Below are 20,568 nucleotides of genomic sequence, written 5' to 3' on the forward strand. Positions count from 1 at the left end.
TTTCCATCGAACATCTCCAGGGCGAGATTCAGTAATTTAGCCCACCGTCTTGCACCTTCCGACGGCTCTCTGCAGAGTTACATTACTTACTATTCCCCATCAGCGATTTGACCATAAATTATACATTTGAAATTATATCCAATGGTTAGAATTTTGTCAATATTTTAAAACAAATGCCAGAATATTTATACATTTTTTAAGCTGTATTTCTTTGGAGTAATCGCTAAATTCTTTAGAGAATATGTTCACTAGTCCTAGGTTAAAATAACGATGAGAAAAACAAAGGGGGGATTTTAATGGCTGGTATAAGCAAATGCTTGTGTGAAGAATGTCAATATAACAGCAACCACGAGTGCCAGGCAGAGAGTATTGAAGTTAGATCCAGCGGAGATATGAGTGTACAATCCACGGATGGAACCTGCTGCAATACCTTTACACCCCGTTTAGGTTAATATTAATAAAAGACTCTTTCAGCATATGAAAGAGTCTTTTTACTTTTTTTATTAAAAACGATAATATAGAGATGTAAGTGTTTTGTAATGTTCTTCCAGTATAATTAAAAAAGTAGAAGTTTATTATATTTTTTGACCTAAAGACTGATTAGGATTATTATATAAAGGGATTGTCTCAATTTGTATATGTTAAATAATTCAGAAGGAGAATATATGACAAAAGGGAATATTATAATTCTGGGTGCGGGGTATGGTGGAATTCGGGTTGCCCAACAGCTTAGCAAATTATTAAAAAACCGACAAGATTTTAAAATTATTTTAGTAAATAAAGACTATTATCATACACTAATGACGCAACTCTATGAACCTGCGGTGGGTACCAAGGCTTGTAGTGATGTAGTTATTCCATTGAGTGAGATATTGGAAGGCTCAAACATTTCTTTGGTGAAGGGAACGGTCTCATTAATTAACTTAAAAGCACGTTCTATTGTTATTAACGACACATCGGAAATTCCCTTTCAATACTTGGTAATTGCCCTTGGCAGTATGCCAGAGTATTTTGGTATCGAAGGGTTAAAAGAAAACAGCATGAGTTTAAGCAGTTTCGACCATGCTTGTGATATTAATAACCGCATTAACGAAATATTGCTGAAGCACAAAGGAAATGGAGAGAAACCTTTAAACTTTGTGGTGGGCGGCGGTGGATTAACCGGTGTGGAATTTACTGGAGAGTTAGCTTCATACCTGGAAGAGAAACGGCAGGAATACAATCTTTCCAAAGATCAGTATAAAATAATAATTATTGAAGCAGCCAATCAATTGCTTCCCGGGATGTCCGAGGAAACTGCAAATTATGCAAAAGAAACCTTGGAAAAATTAGGTGTAGAAGTGATTATTAGTGATTTAATTAGCAGAGTTGTACCAGGGTCCCTTCATCTAAAATCCGGTAGAGATATTGAGTTTTCCTTGTTAATATGGGCTGGTGGAATTAGGGGAAGTTCAGTGCTGGCTCAGTCCGGGATTAAAACAGACAACCGTGGCCGACTGCTGGTAAATGATTACTTACAGTATGTAGATGACCCTACTATCTATGCGGTGGGAGACAGTGCCTTGGTAAAGGATCCGGAAACCGGTAATCCAGTTCTTCCCACGGCTCAAGCAGCTATGCAGGCAGGTAAAAAGGTAGCTCAAAATATTTACGCTGATATTACTGGTGAAGATGTCAAGGTATATAAGCCTAGCTTAATCCTTCTTTGCATAAGTGTAGGAAGAGGAAGGGGACTGGGGGAAAGTAAAAAATTTCGCATTAAAGGTATGACAGCGGCCCTATTAAAAAAGATGATTCCCTTAAAATATTATTTTGCTTTAGGTGGATTAAAACTCCTTGGACGCAGAGGAATCAAATAAATAGATGTTAAAGGCCCCTGAGGAGGAACTCAGGGGCTCAGGCATTTTCATAAGGTGAAGATGTAAAGCTAAACTAAAACTGTGAGATGGCTTCCATTAGAATAGAACCACCATCGTCTTTATATAGGTTTTCTTTGATTAATTCTATCTCTTCCAGGGAAATGTTTAAAAATAAAGCACCATACCGATCGTCTAACCGACGTACAACACTAATGGGTATAGAAGCAAAGGGCAAATCAATGACAAAGCTTTCACCAACTTGGATTTCCTTATCACATCGAAAGGATAGGCCAGCATTGCTAAAGGTCAGCACCTTTACACCAGTTACTTTTTTCCTATCTAACATGGATTCCATTTCCACCGACCAGTTAACATTCACACGCATAAATGTTCTTTTTCTCATTTTTCCACCTCAGGCTGTAATTTAGATTATGTTAATAGAATCCAAAAATTCTATATAGGCAATACTTATATATTATAAGTATTGCGTTATTTTGATGCAACAAAGATTTTGTAAAAGTTTTGTAAAGTTGCCGCCTCTGGTAAGGAATGTTACTCAGAGATTTTTTAGAAATTTAATATTAAAAGGGAAACAATGGTTTCTTCAGTCCATAGGAAGGGCGAACTTGCTATAGAAAGGTCATTATTTATAAATATAAGAATTTACTTTTTTAGAAGGATATCTGCTTTTATTGTTTAACTAAATAATTAGGTTACGATATTTATTAAGGGTGATTTAATCTTGGATTCGGAAAGTAACTTTTAGAAATCCTCTAACGTCAAGGCTTCAAAGTCATTTTTACGTGTAAAAATTTTAGCAAAAAAAAGGGTACACCACTCCTTAGCTGGAAATGTTTTAGTGACCAAACCAAATCATTCCAAAGGATGGTGACCCTCTAAAATGATGGTATCACAACTTATTACCACAAATCAACTTGAAACTATGTCCCGTCAACAACGACGTAACTTGGAACGCAAATACCAAAAGAAATTAAATTCCCTACAACACCAGACTAGCAAAAGCGATCTTCCGCTTAGGTTTGACAATTCGTCTGTAACCGCTTATGGAAGTTTTGGTATACTAGAGGCTTTTAAGAAGGCTGTTGATTTACCCGGTATGCTTAAACGGGTCTCTCTTAAGCGGCATCATAACTGTAAATACTCTGATACAGAGTTGTTGGATACGATCATTGATGCCCTCTCATTGGGATTATTGCGGTTTTCTCATATGAATGCTCTACAAACTGATCCTGGGTACCAGAAAATTAAGGAAGTAACACAAGTGCCTGACGAGAGCACCTTGCGAAACTTTGTATCTCTTATATGTGAGCAGGAGGCATTAGACCAATTGTCTCTGGTGAATCAGGAACTGTTATCCTTAAAGGCCAAATGCGACCAATCCCGCGAAGTCTGGCTGGATATTGACGACAGTGTCCTCACTGTTTTCGGTAAACAGGAGGGATCAAAAGTCGGTTACAATCCCCGGTATCACGGGCGACCTTCCTACAAAGTAAAAGTAGCGTTTATCTCCGGAACTTGCGAACTGGTCAATGCTGGCTTATATAGTGGGAATGTCGCCAGTAACGGCCAATTTATGGAGTTTCTTAAAGAGACACTAGAGATCTTAGCCAACCAGAATATCCTCGTAAAAGGCATACGCATGGATAAAGGTTTTTTTGATGAAGATAACTTCGCCTACCTGGAAGAACAGGGCATTGAGTATATTTGTAAGGCTAAGCTCACCAGTAATATGAAAAAAGTCATTAAATACCTTGATGATCAGGAACGATGGCAGCCTTTGAGCAACCACTACGCTGCAGCAGAAATTACTCTTCCATTGCCTAAATGGTCCAAAGCCCGCAGGTTTGTATTTATCCGTGAAACTCAAGAACCAAAGGTATCTGGTGAGCAACTTAACTTTGACCTAAAGACATTTGATTACCAAGTGATAATTACTTCTAGCGACGAGTACAACCCAGAGGAGGTATGGCACCAATACAATAAGCGTTGCAATATTGAAAACAAAATTGATGAACTCAAGGTTGGTCTAGGCTTTGAAAAAATGAGTCAGGCAGAGTTGGATCGAAATATAGCCTTTATGTGGCTCAAAGTATTATCGTATAACATTCTCAACTGGTTTCGCTTGGTCTTATTGGATGGCAAAGACAGTCGTGCTGAAGTGCCAACTATCCGCCGCAAAATACTGAATGTACCTGGGAACATTGTAGGCAACGACCGTTACCGCCATATAAAGTTAGCCCCTAATCCCTGGCTACAAAAGGTTTTGAAAAATGCCAAGGAAAAACTACAAGAATTTCTCTGCACACAGGCATGGGTTGCAGTAAGTTCCGGTTAAACAAACATCGGACGACCTAAATATCTGGTGTCACTGATCCCCCAAAAGGGGTCTTATTAACTGTACCCTAAAACCTAGCCTTTATTGGGGTACTTAGGAGTAATACCATATTCCAGACGCCAAGAATTTCAGAGACCATAAAAACAGTGGTTTAATGCCCTAAAATTTGGTTATTTGAGGGATTAAGTCAAGCTCGGGAAGCTACTTTCCGATTTCAAGTTAATTGAAAAGATATATTTTTCTTTTGTTTTTAATTTTTACTATGAGCTTTGTTGCAGGGTGCGGCAATGCCAGCCAAAACACATCAACTCAAGAACAACTGCCTGAAAAAATAATTATTCAAGCTCCACCGGCACCCCCCACTGCATCGCTCCTTAAAATGGTAAATAGTAAACCCTTTGGTGATCAGGTCCAAATTGAATTGATTCTGTATAAGACAGTGGAAGAAGCCACTGCCCGGGTTATCAAAGGAGAAGCGGACTTTACTATATTGCCCGTAAACACCGCAGCCAAACTTTATAATAAAGGGATTGATATTTCCCTGGACAGCGTGACCACCTGGGGAATTCTTTATTTACTTTCCTCAGAGGATGCTATTTCCAAGTGGCAAGATTTGAAAGGGAAGGAAGTCTATGTAGGTGCCCAGGGTGCTAGCCCCGACATCATTACCCGCTATCTAATGAAAAAGAACAATGTTTCTTCATCCGATGTTGACCTAAAATATGCCAATTCGCCAGAAATAGCTCAAATGTTAATTCAGGGCATGATAAAAACGGCTGTACTGCCGGAACCAATGGTTACGCAAGTTCTTAGTAGAAATAAATCTGTGCGGATAAAATTAGATTTTCAAAGGGAATGGCAAAGTGTAGAAAAAACCAGTGGCCTTCCCCAAGCTGGTTTGGTAGTGAAAAATAAATTTATCAAAGAGTATCCCTTTGCATGGGCTAACTTTAGAAAATCCTATCAGCAGGCCTTGGAGCAAACAGTTGCTGATCCTAATTCAGTTGCAGCCCTGGTGGAGCAAAAATTTCAGATTCCAGGACAGGTATTTGTAAAATCTATGGCTAGAACCAATTTGAAATTTGTATCTGCAGAACATGCGAGGGCAGATGTAGAGCATTATTTATCCAAACTACTAAGTTTCTCGCCGGATATGGTGGGAGGAAAGCTACCAGATGAAAAATTCTACCTGGCTAAGTAAGGGATTATCCTTACTTAGCCTGCTCTTTTTTTTAATCTCTTGGCAATTTATTTCAAGTTTTTATAACCCCGTATTGCTCCCTTCGCCCTACGAAACGGTTCAGGCTTTGTTGCAGTTGTGTATCAGTGGTAGAATTTGGGAACATACCGTTAATTCCCTTTTCAGAGGACTGATGGGTTTTATACTTTCTGTTATGGTTGGCATGCCGCTGGGTTTGTTGATGGGGATAAATAACCTTGCCCGCCGTTTTATCCAACCCTTTGTAGTAACCCTGCAAGTAGTTCCTGTTATTTCCTGGCTGGTTTTGGCTATGGTTTGGTTTGGCTCCGAGCGGGTTCCTGTATTTGTTGTTGTGATTACGACCCTGCCACTGATTATTTTCAATGTGGTTCAGGGGGTTATGAATGTTGAAGCACAATATACTGAAATGGCTAAGGTCTTTAAGGTGAACAAGAAAGAAGTATTGCTTAAAATATATTTTCCTCAAATACTACCTTATTTTTTGGCAGCTATGTCCTCAGCACTGGGGACCACATGGAAGGCTGTGGCAATGGCAGAATTTTTAAGTGCCCAGAAGGGTATTGGTGCAGGCATGTCAGTTGCAAGAATTAATTTGGAGACCCAGGAAGTATTTGCCTGGACTCTTTTGCTGGTTCTGCTGGGGTTGTTAACGGATAATGGGTTACGTCTTCTACAGAAACGCTTGACAGCCTGGAGGGATGACGAGTGATTGTGATTAAAGGGGTAAGTAAGACATTTAATGGCTCTAAGATATTAGAGGATTTATTCTTCACCCTTGAGACAGGACGGATTACTTGTATATTAGGGCCATCGGGCTCAGGGAAAACCACAACCCTGCAACTACTGGCAGGGTTGCTACAGGCTGATAAAGGGACTATTTCAGGACTCCAAGGGCTACCCATTAGCTATGTCTTTCAGGAACCTCGTTTATTACCCTGGGAAACGGTTGAAGGAAATATGGAATTTGTTCTTAAAAACCAAATTGCCATGCCTCAGCGGCAAAAGGTTATTGAGTGTTATTTGGAATTAATGGGGCTAACAGCGTATAGGAATTACTACCCCCATACCCTAAGCGGAGGTATGAAACAACGACTGGCTTTATGCAGAGCCTTTGCCTTTCCCCACCAGTTGTTGTTAATGGATGAACCCTTTAAGTCTTTAGACACCCCCCTTAAAATATCCCTTCTGCAAGAAGTTGCCAAGATGTGGCATATAAATCAAAATACTATTTTGTTTGTGACCCATGATATAGCAGAGGGGTTGCTATTAGGGCACAAACTACTGGTATATTCAAATAAACCAACTTCGGTACAAAGGGAATTCTTGCTTGATGATCCTCTTTGCCAACGAGACTTGTCCAGTCCAACCTTAACAAAGCTATATAGTGAGATTACAAGGTTGCTAAAAAATTAAATAAAATTATTTCTTAATTAGAGTATTATTGCGAATTGTAAAGACAAAAATTGGGAAGAAAAAGGGAAGAATAAAGCTGACAATTGTCATAACAAGGGCATATCGACTGTACTTATTAAAAAGACTATAGGTAACAATTGCATAAAATATAAAGTAGGCGATGCTGGCTATAACATTAATAAAGGGGATCAAAGCCAGCAGAGAATAAACCAGTGGGGCAGCTAGGAGCACCCACTCCATGTGTGGAATGACAAAGCCACATATCCGAATCTCACGAAGTATTTTACCCAGAGGATAGTACTGGACATAGGGAATAAAGGCTAACCAACTGTGGTCCACCCTCGTTCGTTCAGCCAGTCGGTATAGACCATAACTAAACAACAGATAAAGGCCAGCTGCCACAAGAAGACTAATCACCAGCGCAAACCCACTGACGGCGAAGAATCCCAATATGCTGTTTTCAATCATATACATCTTCCTTTCTGATTTTTTAGCCTATCTCCCAAGAGGAGGTTTTTAATAGGCCTTTGCTTTCCAGAATATGTTTAAGGGATTGAATATGTCCCGGTATAATTGTATGATATGAAATAAATATTACTTGCCGGGGGATATACCCCGGTTTTCTCTATGATAATGAATTCAAAGGAGAGTCTTACCATGCCGTTGAATCGAGTAAGGAATTATGTTCAGAAATTTGATGTTGGTCTGCAGCCTATTGAGTTCTCTGACAGTACCAGTACGGTGGAGGAAGCAGCCAGGGTACTAGGAGTAGAACCGGGTCAAATTGCCAAGTCTATTTTATTCCGGGCAAAGGAACACTTTGGCCTCTTTGTGACAGCAGGGGATGTACGGGTAAATTTGAAGAAAGTCAAATCATTATTGGGTGCTCGTCCCAAGATGGCCTCCGCAGAGGAAGTTGAAGAGGTTACTGGATACAGGGTAGGAGGAGTATGTCCCTTTGCCCTAAAACAGGATTTGCCAATTTACTTGGATGAATCCATGAGACGTTTTGATGTAGTTTATACTGCCGCAGGGACTCCGCGGTCGGCTCTGCCCATTACCTTTGAACAGCTTCAGGCGGTTACCCGAGGAAATGTGGTGAATGTTCAGGAAGCCGAATAATAAAATATATATAAAGCAGGTGAAGGACGTGAGTTCCTTTTATAAGGGTGTAGTATTGGCGTTCTTGTCGGCCACTGGTTTTGCTTTTATCCCCATTTTTGCCCTTTATGCCTATGAAGGTGGTGCCAATGTAACAACGTTACTTTTTCTTCGGTTTATATTGGCGGCACTGTGCTTTTTTACATACCTAGCCCTTAAAAAGAAGAGCATCTCATTTACCAGAGGTAACTTAAAATACTTGATCTTGTTGGGGGGAGTTATCTATACCCTGCAATCGAACTTATACTTTTCATCGGTAAAATATATACCGGCATCTCTAGCAGTGTTGTTTTTTTATAGTTACCCGGTATTTGTGGCCGTAACTTCTTCGTTAGTTGATAAGGAAAAATTGACTAAGCAAATTGTACTTTCAATTGTAATATCCATGCTTGGTTTAATACTGGTTTTGGGCACGTCTTTTGGTAACATTAATATTTTGGGCGTACTGCTGGCCCTAGGGGCGGGTATCGTTTATACCTTTTATATTGTTTTGGGCAACAGGGTTTTAAAAGATTCGCCAGTCTTAGAAACCAGTGCCTTTATATGTCTATTTGCGGGCATATCCTTGGCTGTCATTGGGGTATCCACCGGAACCCTGAATATTCATCTTACTACAAAGGCCTGGCTGGCTGCGGTGGGGGTTTCCCTATGCTGTACTGTTCTGGCCATTTTTACCTTTTTTCGAGGAATGGAATTAATTGGTTCCACACGAACCTCCATACTGAGTATGGTAGAACCCCTTATCACCATTGTGTTTTCCGCTCTTTTATTTGGCGAACGGATGACAGCGCTGCAAATATTAGGAGGGGCGGCGGTTTTGATTGGGGCTATACTAGTGGTATTGTCAAGGGAAAAGGAGAAGCCTGTTTATAAAACAGAGGCCGGCAGCGGGGCTTAATAAAGAAACGAACGGGTCACGACCCGTTTTTTTGTATATCTGGAGCTAAGTTTTTCTAACCTATATTTGGTATAGACACTAAAAAAAATAAACTAAATGTGTTAAAATTTCTGGCAACATCATAGGATCATACGTGTGAGTATTTTAGAGTGAGGAGGGGTGAAATGTATTCGTTTAAAACGGTGTCAGTGATTCCAGAATTACCAGAGAAGTTAAACCGTTTAAGTGAGATAGCTCGTAACCTTTGGTTTAGCTGGCATCCGCAGGCTGAACTGTTATTTAGAGAAGTGGATTCATACCTATGGGAAGAGGTTAATCACAATACAGTTAAATTTTTACTTTATGTTGATACACAAAAATTAACGGAAGCTGCAAATAATCCTGAATATTGTAACCTTTATAAAAAGGTAATGAATGATTTTGACCAGTATATGCAGGGAGAAACCTGGTTTGGTAAAACCTATCCCGATCAAAACAATCAACTGGTTGCATATTTTTCAGCGGAATTTGGTATACATGAATCTAACCCGGTTTACAGCGGGGGATTAGGTCTGCTGGCAGGGGACCATAGTAAATCTGCCAGTGATCTTGGCTTACCCTTCGTAGGTGTGGGTATTCTTTACAAGCAAGGTTACTTTTGTCAGCGCATCAACCGAGAAGGCTGGCAGGAGGCATATTACTCCTTTATGGACTTTAACGAAATGGCTGTGACGCCGGCTGTTCACCCCAAGGGTGGGGATGTCATTATAGCCGTTCGCCTGCCCGGCAGGGAAGTATTTGTAAAGGTTTGGCAACTGAAAGTAGGGAAAGTGGTACTATATTTTCTGGATACAGATCTAACCCAAAATAGTCGTGAAGATAGGCTTCTGACCTCTAAATTATATGGGGGTGGTCAAGATACTCGAATTTGTCAGGAGATTATTCTGGGAATCGGTGGAGTCAAGGCCCTACGACAATTGGGGATTTCCCCGACAGCCTGGCATATTAACGAGGGTCATGCTGCCTTTATTATTTTGGAACGAATTCGGGAATTAATTCAGAGCAATGTTCCTTTTTCAGTTGCCAGAGAAGCTGTAAGAGCTAGCACTATTTTTACCACCCATACACCTGTGCCAGCAGGGCATGATGTGTTCAGTGCTGATATGATTGAGCTTTACCTGGGCTACCTTTATGAAGAATTAAAGTTAGACCGGGAAAGTCTTATGGGGCTTGGCTGGGATCCGGGGCGCCAAAGCTTTAACATGACTATGTTAGCCCTGAATCATGCAGCCTTTACCAATGGGGTAAGTTGGCTGCATGGTGAAGTAACTAAACAAATGTTTTCCCACCTGTACCCAGGTATACCGCTGGATGAGATTCCTATCCAGTCGGTGACCAACGGGGTGCATACTGAAACCTGGGTTGCCCCGGAAATGCGTCAATTATTTGAAAAATATATAGGCATTGAATGGTCAAGAAATATTTCTGAACCATCCCAATGGCAAAGGGTTTATGACATACCGGACCATGAATTATGGGAAAGTCACCAAAGTTTAAAGGGTAGAATGATTAAATTTGTACAAAACAATATTTATCGCCGCATGGAAAGAAATTTTCAACCCCTGGAGCTTATTCGGGAATGTGCAGGATACTTAAGCAAGGACATATTAACCATTGGTTTTGCCAGACGTTTTGCCACTTACAAAAGAGCATATCTATTGTTTAATGATAAAGAACGTTTAGCAAGACTGTTGAATAATCCAGAGCGGCCGGTCCAGTTCATTTTTGCTGGTAAGGCGCATCCAGCTGATCAACCCGGTCAGGAATTGATCAAGATGATTAATGAAGTTTCTGCGGAGGAACGGTTCAGGGGAAAAATTGTCTTTGTAGAGGATTATGATATTAAGGTTTCTCGCCACCTATTGCAGGGGGTAGATGTCTGGCTAAATACTCCACGCAGGCCCCATGAAGCCAGTGGAACCAGTGGTCAAAAGGCTGCTATCAACGGCGTAATCAACTGTAGTATTCTGGATGGTTGGTGGCCAGAGGCCTATAATGGAGAAAATGGCTTTGCCATTGGCACAGATAGGGATTACGAGAGTGATGACGTACAGGACAGGGAAGATGCCAGTTCGCTTTTCGATCTATTAGAACAAGTGCTGGTACCTTATTACTACCGTAGGGTTGAGGAGGTTCCCAAGGAGTGGGTGCGTCGAATGAAAGAGAGCCTTGCTACGATTCCCTGGAATTTTAGTACAGAACGAATGGTTAAAGAATATACCCAGAGATTTTATCTAAGTGCTGCTCAAAGGGGAATGGACTTGGCAAAGGATCATTGCCAGTTGGCAGATCGGTTGCAGCAACTGAAAAATACTTTAAAGCAAAATTGGCAGCAGGTGTCCTTTCGTTCAATCAATGTTGAGCAACCAGAGGAGCTCAAGGTTGGGGCTGAAATCTATGTCAAGGCTGAAGTTGACCTGGGTATCATAAAACCCGAAGATGTGGTGGTGGAAGTGGTCTACGGGAAAGTCAGTGATCACGGACTAGATCGGATCATGCTAATGCCCATGGCACTGGTCCGGGCAGCGGATCAGAACAGCTATATATATGAAACCAATATTGTCTTAATAAAGGGAACATCCGGGTACACGGTTCGAATACGTCCAAACGAAAAGAATTTTGCGCAAATGTTTGAATTACCCCTGGTAAAATGGGTAGATAGCTTTTAAAGGAAACATTTCTTCTAACACTATTGGGGGCCTACGGGCCTCCTTTTATATTCAATTACTTTTGGTTATATTTACAGGGAGCATTGAAAAAATGAATAAAATTTTAGGTAGTCATAGATCAAACTATGTATTAAAATAGAAAAGATGCAGCTTGAGTCTGTAATCGTATTTTTAAAAGGGGTTATGGATATGGAAAAATATTTTGAGAAGATGAAAGAATATCTAAATATGGAGACGGAGATACCTTATGAAGAATTTGAAACCTATTTTAAAGATGTCATCGAATTCTTAAGCAAGGATTATCTCAACCTGGCCCAGGAAGAGACTATCAAAGGACGTTTCATCTTGACAATTCTCATGTCCAACAGTGAGGATCGAGCCAAAAGATTTAAGAACATGGCCAAAAAGTACAAAAAGATTTATGACAAAAGTCATTTATGGGCCGAGGCCCTTACATTAAGGCTTCTGAAGATGGGTATGACAAAGGATCAGATTATTCAGGCTGAACAGGAACTAAATGATTCTATCTAAATGAAATAAAAAGACGGGGACAATCCACAGTTGTCCTCGTCTTTTTTATTCTGGTTGTAAGCTACCTATCCGTTGCCCCATTTTTATCTCTATATTGGTAGTTAAACCTTTTGCAGGTATAAATGCATCCTTTTGGAAAATCATAATAACAGTGGAACCAAATTCAAACCTACCAATTTCCATACCTTTCTTAATTTCCTGTCCGATAGAAAAATTTGAAACAATTTTACCCACACCCAGGGCGCCTACTTTAATGAGGGCAAACTTATAACCCTGTGTGGTTTGAAATATAGTACAAGTACGTTTGTTCTTGGCAAACAAATCTTTGATGGTCGTTATACCAAGATTATTAACAGGAAAAACCTTACCCGGAATGTACTTGTGTTTAATGGCTTTTGCAGGGTAGGGCATATGGATACGGTGGTAGTTTCTGGGACTCAGATATATGTTTAGGTAATAGCCATCTCTAAATTCATGCAACCCCTGATTGGATAATAACTCAGGAATTGAATAAGAATTGTTTTTAGCTAAAATAATTTTATTTTCCCTAGCATAGCCCAGATCCATAATTTTTCCGTCTACTGGGCTAACCACTACATCCTCACCAGGTGCGATGGGACGAAGGGTAGGGCAGATATCCCTTACAAAAAAATCTGTTAAACTTTTATATTCTTTGGGGGCTCGTATTTCAGAGCGATTAATTTTATAAAGCCTAATGTAGGGTTTTATAAGAAACTTGCTGAATCGGCTACGACATGCAAAGTTGAAGGCTTTGCCAAAACTTTTACGGGATATGGAATGTACAGTAACCTTTTTTAATAAATTCAATTTTCCCAGTCCTTTGCAGTTTTAGTGAATACTTATAAACCACTATAAATTATAACACTATCTTATAAAAGTACTCCAGTTAAATTTTACAGTCTGATAAGTCTTGACCAATAAAAATAAAACAAATATAATACTGTTTTTGGGGTGATATGATTGTTTATGGATTGGGAAATTTATTTAAGAATTGTTGCTTCTCTGTTAGCAGGTATTTTTATTGGTTTTGAAAGAACTTTGTATAATAAACCTGCAGGAATTAGAACCTTCTCACTGGTTTGTGTAGGTTCTACCTTGATTACCTTGGTTTCTGCCTACGGGGCAGAAAATTTAGGTTATGTGACGGGAGCAAGGGACCCTTTCCGCATTGCTGCCCAAATTGTAAGTGGTATTGGTTTTTTAGGTGCCGGTGTCATATGGAACAGCAAAAAAGGCGGGATGAAACATGGGGTTACAACAGCGGCTGAGCTTTGGGTTACCTCTGCGGTGGGGATGGCTCTGGGGGTTGGTATGTACGATCTAGCCCTACTGGTGGTAGTATGTATCTTTATAGCTATCTTTGCCGGTAGAAAACTAGGTAATTATGTAGAAAAAATTGAAAAAAAGAAATGCAATGCGGAAGATGAAATTGACTTAGAATAAAAAACTCCTCTACCCAGGGCAGAGGAGTTTTTAAATTAAATAGAAACAGGCGACGCAGGTTGGGAAATCTCGGTTAAAGCTTGGCTTGCTTCATTTTGGTAAATATTTTGGGTGGCTAAATCACCTAGGGCTACCATACCCGTTATCGAACCGTTTTCCACCACAGGAAGACGGCGCACCTGACGTTCAGCCATCAGGTTGGCGGCCTCGTGAACATCCATCTCTGGGCTGCCGGTTACCACGCCTGAAGTCATGACACTTTGAACTGTGGTGGAAGAAGGATTTTGACCCTGGGATACTGCCCGTAAGGCAATATCACGGTCTGTTACTATACCTACACAGTTTCCATTTTCCACCACAGGAATTGAACCAACATTGTGCTGACTCATCAGTTGGGTCGCCTCTTGTATGGATTGTTGGGGGCTGACGGTAGCAATATTTTGAGTCATAATTTCTTTTAGTTTTTGAGCCATTCTCTTACCTCCCCAATGATAATTTTTAAAGTTCTATTTTAGAGTACCTATTTTAAGGATTTTTCATTCAAAAAGATTTTTGTTAAAAAAATAAAGAACAGGGTAACCATACCCTGTTCTAATAATCAAATAACAAGTCATTAAGCTGATTGGCCACTGGGTTGCGAAACTTGTTGGTCATTCTCTAATAAGTACAAACGGTTATCTTCCAGTTGGTACATCATGGGCGCAACCAAAATTTTAGGATACCTTAAACGCAGTCTGTTAGTTTCCGTTATAAGAAAATCCATTTCATTACCAATCTCAAACATTGGAGCAAGGTTCTCAAAATGATCTTCGGCAGCTCTTCTGTTCCAGCCCACTTCAACTAACCCGTCAATGAACTTCTGCTTTTTGGATTTTAAATTAGCCATACCGCAATTGTTATGACCAATTAAAGCAATGGCCCTAACTCCTCCTACGGCGATGGCATAGGATACTTTGAATTCAGAGGTACGTAAATTTCCTGCTCCTGTGCGTATTACATAGGCAAATTTTTCCGGAATATTAAGGCGCTTGCGGTTATCCATACACATACCAATTAATATTTCTGCGTGATCATACTTTTTGTCAGACTTTGTAAAGTGCTTGTTAAAGTTGTGATATTCAATTAGATTACCAATGGGAGTGTTTAAATACTGAGGAAATATATCCTCCCTTGTGTTTATTGGCACAATCTGGGCCATTTGTCACCCCTCCTTTGTTAGCCTTTCCTAATAATTTACCAGAAAAGGCTAAATAATTCAACAGTTTGTTGTCATTACTTCATATTTATCATATTGTTAACAACATTATCTTCTATTTTACGACATCAATTTTAACTTGGATTCGGAAAGTAACTTTTAGAAATCCTCTAACGTCAAGGCTTCAAAGTCATTTTTACGTGTAAAAATTTTAGCAAAAAAAAGGGTACACCACTCCTTAGCTGGAAATGTTTTAGTGACCAAACCAAATCATTCCAAAGGATGGTGACCCTCTAAAATGATGGTATCACAACTTATTACCACAAATCAACTTGAAACTATGTCCCGTCAACAACGACGTAACTTGGAACGCAAATACCAAAAGAAATTAAATTCCCTACAACACCAGACTAGCAAAAGCGATCTTCCGCTTAGGTTTGACAATTCGTCTGTAACCGCTTATGGAAGTTTTGGTATACTAGAGGCTTTTAAGAAGGCTGTTGATTTACCCGGTATGCTTAAACGGGTCTCTCTTAAGCGGCATCATAACTGTAAATACTCTGATACAGAGTTGTTGGATACGATCATTGATGCCCTCTCATTGGGATTATTGCGGTTTTCTCATATGAATGCTCTACAAACTGATCCTGGGTACCAGAAAATTAAGGAAGTAACACAAGTGCCTGACGAGAGCACCTTGCGAAACTTTGTATCTCTTATATGTGAGCAGGAGGCATTAGACCAATTGTCTCTGGTGAATCAGGAACTGTTATCCTTAAAGGCCAAATGCGACCAATCCCGCGAAGTCTGGCTGGATATTGACGACAGTGTCCTCACTGTTTTCGGTAAACAGGAGGGATCAAAAGTCGGTTACAATCCCCGGTATCACGGGCGACCTTCCTACAAAGTAAAAGTAGCGTTTATCTCCGGAACTTGCGAACTGGTCAATGCTGGCTTATATAGTGGGAATGTCGCCAGTAACGGCCAATTTATGGAGTTTCTTAAAGAGACACTAGAGATCTTAGCCAACCAGAATATCCTCGTAAAAGGCATACGCATGGATAAAGGTTTTTTTGATGAAGATAACTTCGCCTACCTGGAAGAACAGGGCATTGAGTATATTTGTAAGGCTAAGCTCACCAGTAATATGAAAAAAGTCATTAAATACCTTGATGATCAGGAACGATGGCAGCCTTTGAGCAACCACTACGCTGCAGCAGAAATTACTCTTCCATTGCCTAAATGGTCCAAAGCCCGCAGGTTTGTATTTATCCGTGAAACTCAAGAACCAAAGGTATCTGGTGAGCAACTTAACTTTGACCTAAAGACATTTGATTACCAAGTGATAATTACTTCTAGCGACGAGTACAACCCAGAGGAGGTATGGCACCAATACAATAAGCGTTGCAATATTGAAAACAAAATTGATGAACTCAAGGTTGGTCTAGGCTTTGAAAAAATGAGTCAGGCAGAGTTGGATCGAAATATAGCCTTTATGTGGCTCAAAGTATTATCGTATAACATTCTCAACTGGTTTCGCTTGGTCTTATTGGATGGCAAAGACAGTCGTGCTGAAGTGCCAACTATCCGCCGCAAAATACTGAATGTACCTGGGAACATTGTAGGCAACGACCGTTACCGCCATATAAAGTTAGCCCCTAATCCCTGGCTACAAAAGGTTTTGAAAAATGCCAAGGAAAAACTACAAGAATTTCTCTGCACACAGGCATGGGTTGCAGTAAGTTCCGGTTAAACAAACATCGGACGACCTAAATATCTGGTGTCACTGATCCCCCAAAAGGGGTCTTATTAACTGTACCCTAAAACCTAGCCTTTATTGGGGTACTTAGGAGTAATACCATATTCCAGACGCCAAGAATTTCAGAGACCATAAAAACAGTGGTTTAATGCCCTAAAATTTGGTTATTTGAGGGATTAAGTCAAGCTCGGGAAGCTACTTTCCGATTTCAAGTTTAACTATTTTAGCAAATAGAATACAATTAGTAAGTAAATTTATTGAAAAATTTTCCTCATTGCTAAAAAGGGAAATGGTTATATTTAACGAAATTTAGTACAAAAGCCATTTGTAAGCGGGGGTATAGTGTGAAAATATTAGCTATTTCAGGAAATAAACAACAAGCTGGCCAAACCAGAATTCCTTCGGCTGTAGTGGAAGGTTCCAAGGCGAATCAGCTATTTACTAAATTGCTGGAGAATGAGGAAAAGGATTATGCCCACAAACAAATTAAAGAAATGGTGGAGAAAATAAAAGTTGCTGGGAATAAATTAAAATCCGCCGCTACGGAAGAGAATATTAGTGAATATAAAGAAGGTATTAAAGATTATCTTACCTTTGTTTTGAAGAATTATCACAAATTGCGCCATGACCGTAGTGTTAATTACAGTACAATCTATACCCGGGTAGAGATCATTAATAAAGAAGTAGAGGAACTAACAAACAATCTTCTAAACGAAGAAAAAAGAAATATTGATGTGGTGGCCGAAGTGGACCGTATTACCGGCCTGATCCTTGATGTTTATATGTAATGCTACCTAAGAGACCGGAAACAAAGCATAAGCCCCCTTCCGGGGGGCTTATGCTTTGTTTAGTTCTTTTGTCGTAGCCAAAGTCCCATTGGTTTTCACAACCATTGTCCTGGCTAACATGTCATGAATACCTCTGCCGTACATTAAAATTAGTACCATTGTGGTTAACATCCAAAACATCCAGACGGTTTTGATTACCGGGTAGGTCAATAGGTAAACTGGGTAAATAGTAAAACTAAATTCCCGCAGCAGGTAGTGGCCAAGGTGTAATTTATCTCCATTAGCAGTATCAATCTTAATTTTCATTACCCGTTTACCCACCGTTTGACCATCCCAGAGCAAATTGAGTAAGACAATGGTAACCAGCAGGATACCCCCGCCAATAGTTTCAAGCATTCGTTGATTATTTTGAGTACCAAACCATAGATAAACAGGCAGAGTGATGACAACTTTATCAATAATGCGAGCAATTAATCGTTCAAAGGGGCTGGCGTAGGAAACATCGTTCATAGAATTATCTCCTCCTTAACTCAGTGGGTTGAGAATTGTTACAAAAGTAACAAAATCGATCAATGATTGCAAGTTTTTTAAAGAGGAATTTGCTTCTATTCTTAGTTTTTTCTATTAAGACCTAAAAAATTTGTCAATTAATTGTTAAGTTTTGGCTAGAAGTTCAGGAATAAAAGATAGTACCATGATGGGAACCAGTATCACAGTTAATTTTAATTATGATTTAGTGAGGGTAAAACTGTAAAAAATTTTATGGAGAGTGATTGTTATGAAGATATTAGGTATTGTCGGGAGTAAGAGAAAGAAAGGAAATACTTCTTGCCTGGTTCAGGCTGCCCTTAAATCTGCCGAAAAAGAAGGAGCGGAGACGGAACTTATTTTTCTGGGGGATTACTCTATAGCTGACTGTAAAGGCTGTGAAGGATGCAAAAAAACTTATAAATGTGTCATAAAAGATGACATGCAAAAAATATATCCACTTCTTCTAGAGGCAGATGGTATTATTATGGGTTCCCCCACTTATTTCTATAATATCACAGCAGATGTTAAAGCTTTTATCGACCGATGCTATAGTTTTGAAGTTTTTGCTGAAGATGACCGATCCTGCTGGGTAGGCATTGGCGAGGCATTAGGTACAAAATATGCTGCGGTAATAGCTGTTTGCGAACAGCATGATGAAAAATACATGGGATTTACCGCTGAAGCCATGGCCAAACCCCTCGTTGATCTGGGATATAGGGTGGTAGATACCGTAAAAACTATTAAGGCCTTTGGTATGGGTGACGTATTAAAGGATGAAAATTCTCTGAAGCAATCCGAAAGGGCTGGGGAAAGGCTTGCCAAAACAATAAAGCTAAGAAAGGAAATAGAGGTAAAATTAAAGGCTAAGCCAATATGTTATTAATCTAACAGAAGAAGAATTTTTAACAAACAGTATTAAAACTTTTGACAGGGAATTAAAGCCCTAATTTTTTACTCCCAAATATTATTTTTCTTTGGAGGAAGGCTTTTTTTGACGGCGAATATTTTGCATAGATATGCGGATTGTGGAAATGGAGGTTCCCTGAAGTGACAAGAAAAAAACCGAGAGCGCTTACGGCCCTTTTACTGTTACTGGTATTTCTGGTTGGTTGTAACCAGTCAACGGATGAAAACACACAGGTACAGAAGGACGAAGTACAAATGACAGCCACTGCACAAAAAACGCTAAAAGATAAGCAGGCTACAATGGTCATAAGCGGAAAAATTGAGGCTGTTCAGTCAGCCAATCTGGTCAGTAAAGTAGCTGGCAAGGTTGCTGCAGTCCATGTGGACATCGGCAGTACGGTAAAGGTCGGCCAACTGCTGGTTAGCCTTGCCGCAGAAGATAAAGCCGCTGAAGTAGAAGAGTCCGCCACATTGGTGGAAAAAGCCCAGGTGGAATATGACTTGGCCCTAAAGACCTATCAAAGGGGCAAAGAACTCTTGGCATCCCAGGCTATATCCCAAGCGGATTACGATAACCAGTATGAAGGTCCCTATAAAAGGGCGGAGGTGGGACTAAAATCCGCCCAGGCTACTTTAAAGAGGAAACAAATCTCCTATGAGGATATGTTTATCAAAGCCCCCTTTGCAGGCGTTATTACTGCAAAGAACATTAATCCCGGAGAAATGGCGGGCACCCAAAATGCTCTCTTGTCTCTTGTAAACCTGAGCCAGGTAGTTATTAAGGGAACTGTTGGTGAAAAGGAAATCAATCAGTTAAAAAACGGACAAGAGGTACAAGCAAAAGTACCAGCTATCCCGGGTAAGACCTTTACCGGTAAGATTAGCAACATTGCTCTGGCTGCTGACTCCCAAACAAAGGCTTATCCCATAAAAGTTCAACTGGACAACCCTGGTTATATTATGAAACCCGGTATGTTTGCTGAGATTGTTATCAATAAAAAGTAGTCCTTGATTCTCATTAAAAATCGGAGGTAACGATGAAAAAGAAAAAAATATACCTGGTCATGCTGGTGATGGTGATTGCCCTAGCCGCAGTTTCTTATTATTACTGGTACCAGAATACACACTACGTTGCCACAGAAGACGCCAGGGTGGATGGGAATATTATTAAAGTCAGCCCTCAGTTAGCAGGGCAGATTATCGAATTACCCATTGAAGAGGATCAGTATCTAGAAAAGGGTGAGTTTGTGGGCCGTCTGTCCGATGTAACCTTACAACTAGGTGCCAACCTCGATTTAACTGTAATCAAAGCACCCATAAGCGGCACTATCATTAAAAAGATTGCCCATGTGGGTGAGATGGCAGCCCCGGGTGTAGCAATGGCAGTCATGGCCGACTTAAAGGACCTCTACATTACTGCCAATATTGAGGAAAACAAATTGAACAAAGTAAAAGTGGGTCAGATAGTAGAGTACACCATTGATACTTTTCCCGGTGTTCAATTTAAAGGAAAGGTTTTGACCATTGGCAATGCGGCTAATTCTCTCTTTTCACTATTACCTCAGCAAAATTCCGGCAATACCTTTACCAAGGTAACCCAACGAATCCCCGTGAAGATCAGCATCGAGGATTACCACAACAAGCGTCTACTGCCTGGAATGAACGCAGTGATAAAAATTCATATTCAATAGGGGGGTGTTTTAACTGAGTAATAAACAACCCCCACAAAATCAGGGACAGGGTCCTGTCGGTGGGAATACGGAAAACCAGGCAATCC

22 protein-coding genes and 1 other annotated feature (1 of these 23 cut by a window edge) are annotated in these 20,568 nt (G+C 40.1%); of the genes, 16 read left to right on the forward strand and 6 right to left on the reverse strand.

The features are described 5' to 3' along the window. Positions 1-112: a binding site (T-box leader), on the reverse strand (it extends 104 nt beyond the left edge of the window). A gap of 184 nt (positions 113-296) precedes the next feature. Continuing rightward, on the forward strand, positions 297-452 hold the full coding sequence (locus DRED_RS18120; protein WP_083755119.1) for a DUF1540 domain-containing protein: 156 nt from the start codon (positions 297-299) through the stop codon (positions 450-452). A 213-nt stretch (positions 453-665) separates the two neighbouring features. Continuing rightward, positions 666-1,859, forward strand: coding sequence for an NAD(P)/FAD-dependent oxidoreductase (locus DRED_RS02310; protein WP_011876818.1), 1,194 nt, complete (start codon positions 666-668; stop codon positions 1,857-1,859). Positions 1,860-1,932: 73 nt separating this feature from the next. Here the strand turns inward: DRED_RS02310 and DRED_RS02315 are convergent, their stop codons facing one another. After that, the gene (locus tag DRED_RS02315; protein WP_011876819.1) at positions 1,933-2,262 is read right to left on the reverse strand and encodes a PilZ domain-containing protein; all 330 of its coding nucleotides are present in this window, start codon (positions 2,260-2,262) and stop codon (positions 1,933-1,935) included. A gap of 498 nt (positions 2,263-2,760) precedes the next feature. Here DRED_RS02315 and DRED_RS02320 point away from each other — a divergent pair, with 498 nt between their 5' ends. The 4 genes from DRED_RS02320 to DRED_RS02335 all read left to right on the forward strand — a co-directional run bounded on the left by DRED_RS02320 (position 2,761) and on the right by DRED_RS02335 (position 6,850). After that, positions 2,761-4,215, forward strand: a complete 1,455-nt coding sequence (locus tag DRED_RS02320) for an IS1380-like element ISDre3 family transposase (protein WP_011876820.1) — start codon at positions 2,761-2,763, stop codon at positions 4,213-4,215. A 223-nt stretch (positions 4,216-4,438) separates the two neighbouring features. After that, entirely contained in the window at positions 4,439-5,416 is a 978-nt protein-coding gene (locus tag DRED_RS02325) for an ABC transporter substrate-binding protein (RefSeq protein WP_041274387.1), read from the forward strand. After that, positions 5,391-6,146, forward strand: a complete 756-nt coding sequence (locus tag DRED_RS02330; RefSeq protein WP_011876822.1) for an ABC transporter permease — start codon at positions 5,391-5,393, stop codon at positions 6,144-6,146. The genes DRED_RS02325 and DRED_RS02330 overlap by 26 nt, the downstream gene beginning before the upstream one ends. Continuing rightward, positions 6,143-6,850 (forward strand): ABC transporter ATP-binding protein, encoded by a 708-nt coding sequence (locus tag DRED_RS02335; protein ID WP_011876823.1) that lies wholly within the window; start codon positions 6,143-6,145, stop codon positions 6,848-6,850. The genes DRED_RS02330 and DRED_RS02335 overlap by 4 nt, the downstream gene beginning before the upstream one ends. A gap of 6 nt (positions 6,851-6,856) precedes the next feature. Here the strand turns inward: DRED_RS02335 and DRED_RS02340 are convergent, their stop codons facing one another. Next, on the reverse strand, positions 6,857-7,318 hold the full coding sequence (locus DRED_RS02340; protein WP_041274388.1) for a hypothetical protein: 462 nt from the start codon (positions 7,316-7,318) through the stop codon (positions 6,857-6,859). A gap of 189 nt (positions 7,319-7,507) precedes the next feature. Between DRED_RS02340 and DRED_RS02345 the strand changes: the two genes are divergently transcribed. The 4 genes from DRED_RS02345 (at position 7,508) to DRED_RS02360 (ending at position 12,148) form a co-directional block, all read left to right on the forward strand. Beyond that, positions 7,508-7,972 carry a YbaK/EbsC family protein gene (locus tag DRED_RS02345; protein ID WP_011876825.1) on the forward strand — a complete coding sequence of 155 codons (465 nt, stop codon included), beginning with the start codon at positions 7,508-7,510 and terminating at the stop codon, positions 7,970-7,972. A gap of 28 nt (positions 7,973-8,000) precedes the next feature. After that, entirely contained in the window at positions 8,001-8,909 is a 909-nt protein-coding gene (locus DRED_RS02350) for a DMT family transporter (protein ID WP_011876826.1), read from the forward strand. Between the two features lie 164 nt (positions 8,910-9,073). Beyond that, entirely contained in the window at positions 9,074-11,617 is a 2,544-nt protein-coding gene (glgP, locus tag DRED_RS02355) for an alpha-glucan family phosphorylase (protein WP_011876827.1), read from the forward strand. A gap of 189 nt (positions 11,618-11,806) precedes the next feature. Beyond that, a complete protein-coding gene (locus tag DRED_RS02360) occupies positions 11,807-12,148 on the forward strand; it encodes a hypothetical protein (protein ID WP_041274749.1) in 342 nt (113 codons plus the stop codon). A gap of 45 nt (positions 12,149-12,193) precedes the next feature. Here the strand turns inward: DRED_RS02360 and asd are convergent, their stop codons facing one another. Then, a complete protein-coding gene (gene asd, locus DRED_RS02365) occupies positions 12,194-12,976 on the reverse strand; it encodes an archaetidylserine decarboxylase (RefSeq protein ID WP_011876829.1) in 783 nt (260 codons plus the stop codon). A 159-nt stretch (positions 12,977-13,135) separates the two neighbouring features. Between asd and DRED_RS02370 the strand changes: the two genes are divergently transcribed. Then, the gene (locus tag DRED_RS02370; protein WP_011876830.1) at positions 13,136-13,612 is read left to right on the forward strand and encodes an MgtC/SapB family protein; all 477 of its coding nucleotides are present in this window, start codon (positions 13,136-13,138) and stop codon (positions 13,610-13,612) included. Positions 13,613-13,647: 35 nt separating this feature from the next. On the opposite strand, the gene DRED_RS02375 is transcribed toward DRED_RS02370, so the two are convergent. Next, positions 13,648-14,085, reverse strand: coding sequence for a CBS domain-containing protein (locus DRED_RS02375; RefSeq protein ID WP_011876831.1), 438 nt, complete (start codon positions 14,083-14,085; stop codon positions 13,648-13,650). Between the two features lie 140 nt (positions 14,086-14,225). Further along, entirely contained in the window at positions 14,226-14,810 is a 585-nt protein-coding gene (locus tag DRED_RS02380; protein WP_011876832.1) for a carbonic anhydrase, read from the reverse strand. A 295-nt stretch (positions 14,811-15,105) separates the two neighbouring features. Here DRED_RS02380 and DRED_RS02385 point away from each other — a divergent pair, with 295 nt between their 5' ends. Next, the gene (locus DRED_RS02385; protein WP_011876820.1) at positions 15,106-16,560 is read left to right on the forward strand and encodes an IS1380-like element ISDre3 family transposase; all 1,455 of its coding nucleotides are present in this window, start codon (positions 15,106-15,108) and stop codon (positions 16,558-16,560) included. A gap of 350 nt (positions 16,561-16,910) precedes the next feature. Next, entirely contained in the window at positions 16,911-17,354 is a 444-nt protein-coding gene (locus DRED_RS02390) for a YaaR family protein (RefSeq protein WP_011876833.1), read from the forward strand. Between the two features lie 48 nt (positions 17,355-17,402). On the opposite strand, the gene DRED_RS02395 is transcribed toward DRED_RS02390, so the two are convergent. Beyond that, entirely contained in the window at positions 17,403-17,864 is a 462-nt protein-coding gene (locus DRED_RS02395) for an RDD family protein (protein ID WP_011876834.1), read from the reverse strand. Between the two features lie 268 nt (positions 17,865-18,132). On the opposite strand from DRED_RS02395, the gene DRED_RS02400 reads away from it, so the two are divergent. From DRED_RS02400 to DRED_RS02410, 3 genes are all read left to right on the forward strand, one after another. Continuing rightward, complete coding sequence (locus DRED_RS02400; RefSeq protein WP_011876835.1) at positions 18,133-18,768, forward strand: flavodoxin family protein; 636 nt, start codon at positions 18,133-18,135, stop codon at positions 18,766-18,768. A 164-nt stretch (positions 18,769-18,932) separates the two neighbouring features. Next, the gene (locus DRED_RS02405) at positions 18,933-19,796 is read left to right on the forward strand and encodes an efflux RND transporter periplasmic adaptor subunit (RefSeq protein ID WP_011876836.1); all 864 of its coding nucleotides are present in this window, start codon (positions 18,933-18,935) and stop codon (positions 19,794-19,796) included. A gap of 32 nt (positions 19,797-19,828) precedes the next feature. After that, a complete protein-coding gene (locus DRED_RS02410) occupies positions 19,829-20,482 on the forward strand; it encodes an HlyD family secretion protein (RefSeq protein WP_011876837.1) in 654 nt (217 codons plus the stop codon). Positions 20,483-20,568: the final 86 nt, after the last annotated feature.

Source organism: Desulforamulus reducens MI-1 (assembly GCF_000016165.1).
In the GTDB taxonomy this organism is placed as follows: Bacteria; Bacillota; Desulfotomaculia; order Desulfotomaculales; family Desulfotomaculaceae; genus Desulfotomaculum; species Desulfotomaculum reducens.

What these genes read in the sequence shown, in the direction of transcription:
- DRED_RS18120 (WP_083755119.1), top strand. Translation starts at nt 297, where the DNA reads ATGGCTGGTATAAGCAAATGCTTGTGTGAAGAATGTCAATATAACAGC.
- DRED_RS02375 (WP_011876831.1), bottom strand. Translation starts at nt 14,085, where the DNA reads ATGGCTCAAAAACTAAAAGAAATTATGACTCAAAATATTGCTACCGTC.
- DRED_RS02315 (WP_011876819.1), bottom strand. Translation starts at nt 2,262, where the DNA reads ATGAGAAAAAGAACATTTATGCGTGTGAATGTTAACTGGTCGGTGGAA.
- DRED_RS02330 (WP_011876822.1), top strand. Translation starts at nt 5,391, where the DNA reads ATGAAAAATTCTACCTGGCTAAGTAAGGGATTATCCTTACTTAGCCTG.
- DRED_RS02395 (WP_011876834.1), bottom strand. Translation starts at nt 17,864, where the DNA reads ATGAACGATGTTTCCTACGCCAGCCCCTTTGAACGATTAATTGCTCGC.
- DRED_RS02320 (WP_011876820.1), top strand. Translation starts at nt 2,761, where the DNA reads ATGATGGTATCACAACTTATTACCACAAATCAACTTGAAACTATGTCC.
- DRED_RS02370 (WP_011876830.1), top strand. Translation starts at nt 13,136, where the DNA reads ATGGATTGGGAAATTTATTTAAGAATTGTTGCTTCTCTGTTAGCAGGT.
- DRED_RS02385 (WP_011876820.1), top strand. Translation starts at nt 15,106, where the DNA reads ATGATGGTATCACAACTTATTACCACAAATCAACTTGAAACTATGTCC.
- DRED_RS02310 (WP_011876818.1), top strand. Translation starts at nt 666, where the DNA reads ATGACAAAAGGGAATATTATAATTCTGGGTGCGGGGTATGGTGGAATT.
- DRED_RS02400 (WP_011876835.1), top strand. Translation starts at nt 18,133, where the DNA reads ATGAAGATATTAGGTATTGTCGGGAGTAAGAGAAAGAAAGGAAATACT.
- DRED_RS02410 (WP_011876837.1), top strand. Translation starts at nt 19,829, where the DNA reads ATGAAAAAGAAAAAAATATACCTGGTCATGCTGGTGATGGTGATTGCC.
- DRED_RS02380 (WP_011876832.1), bottom strand. Translation starts at nt 14,810, where the DNA reads ATGGCCCAGATTGTGCCAATAAACACAAGGGAGGATATATTTCCTCAG.
- DRED_RS02360 (WP_041274749.1), top strand. Translation starts at nt 11,807, where the DNA reads ATGGAAAAATATTTTGAGAAGATGAAAGAATATCTAAATATGGAGACG.
- DRED_RS02345 (WP_011876825.1), top strand. Translation starts at nt 7,508, where the DNA reads ATGCCGTTGAATCGAGTAAGGAATTATGTTCAGAAATTTGATGTTGGT.
- DRED_RS02340 (WP_041274388.1), bottom strand. Translation starts at nt 7,318, where the DNA reads ATGATTGAAAACAGCATATTGGGATTCTTCGCCGTCAGTGGGTTTGCG.
- glgP (WP_011876827.1), top strand. Translation starts at nt 9,074, where the DNA reads ATGTATTCGTTTAAAACGGTGTCAGTGATTCCAGAATTACCAGAGAAG.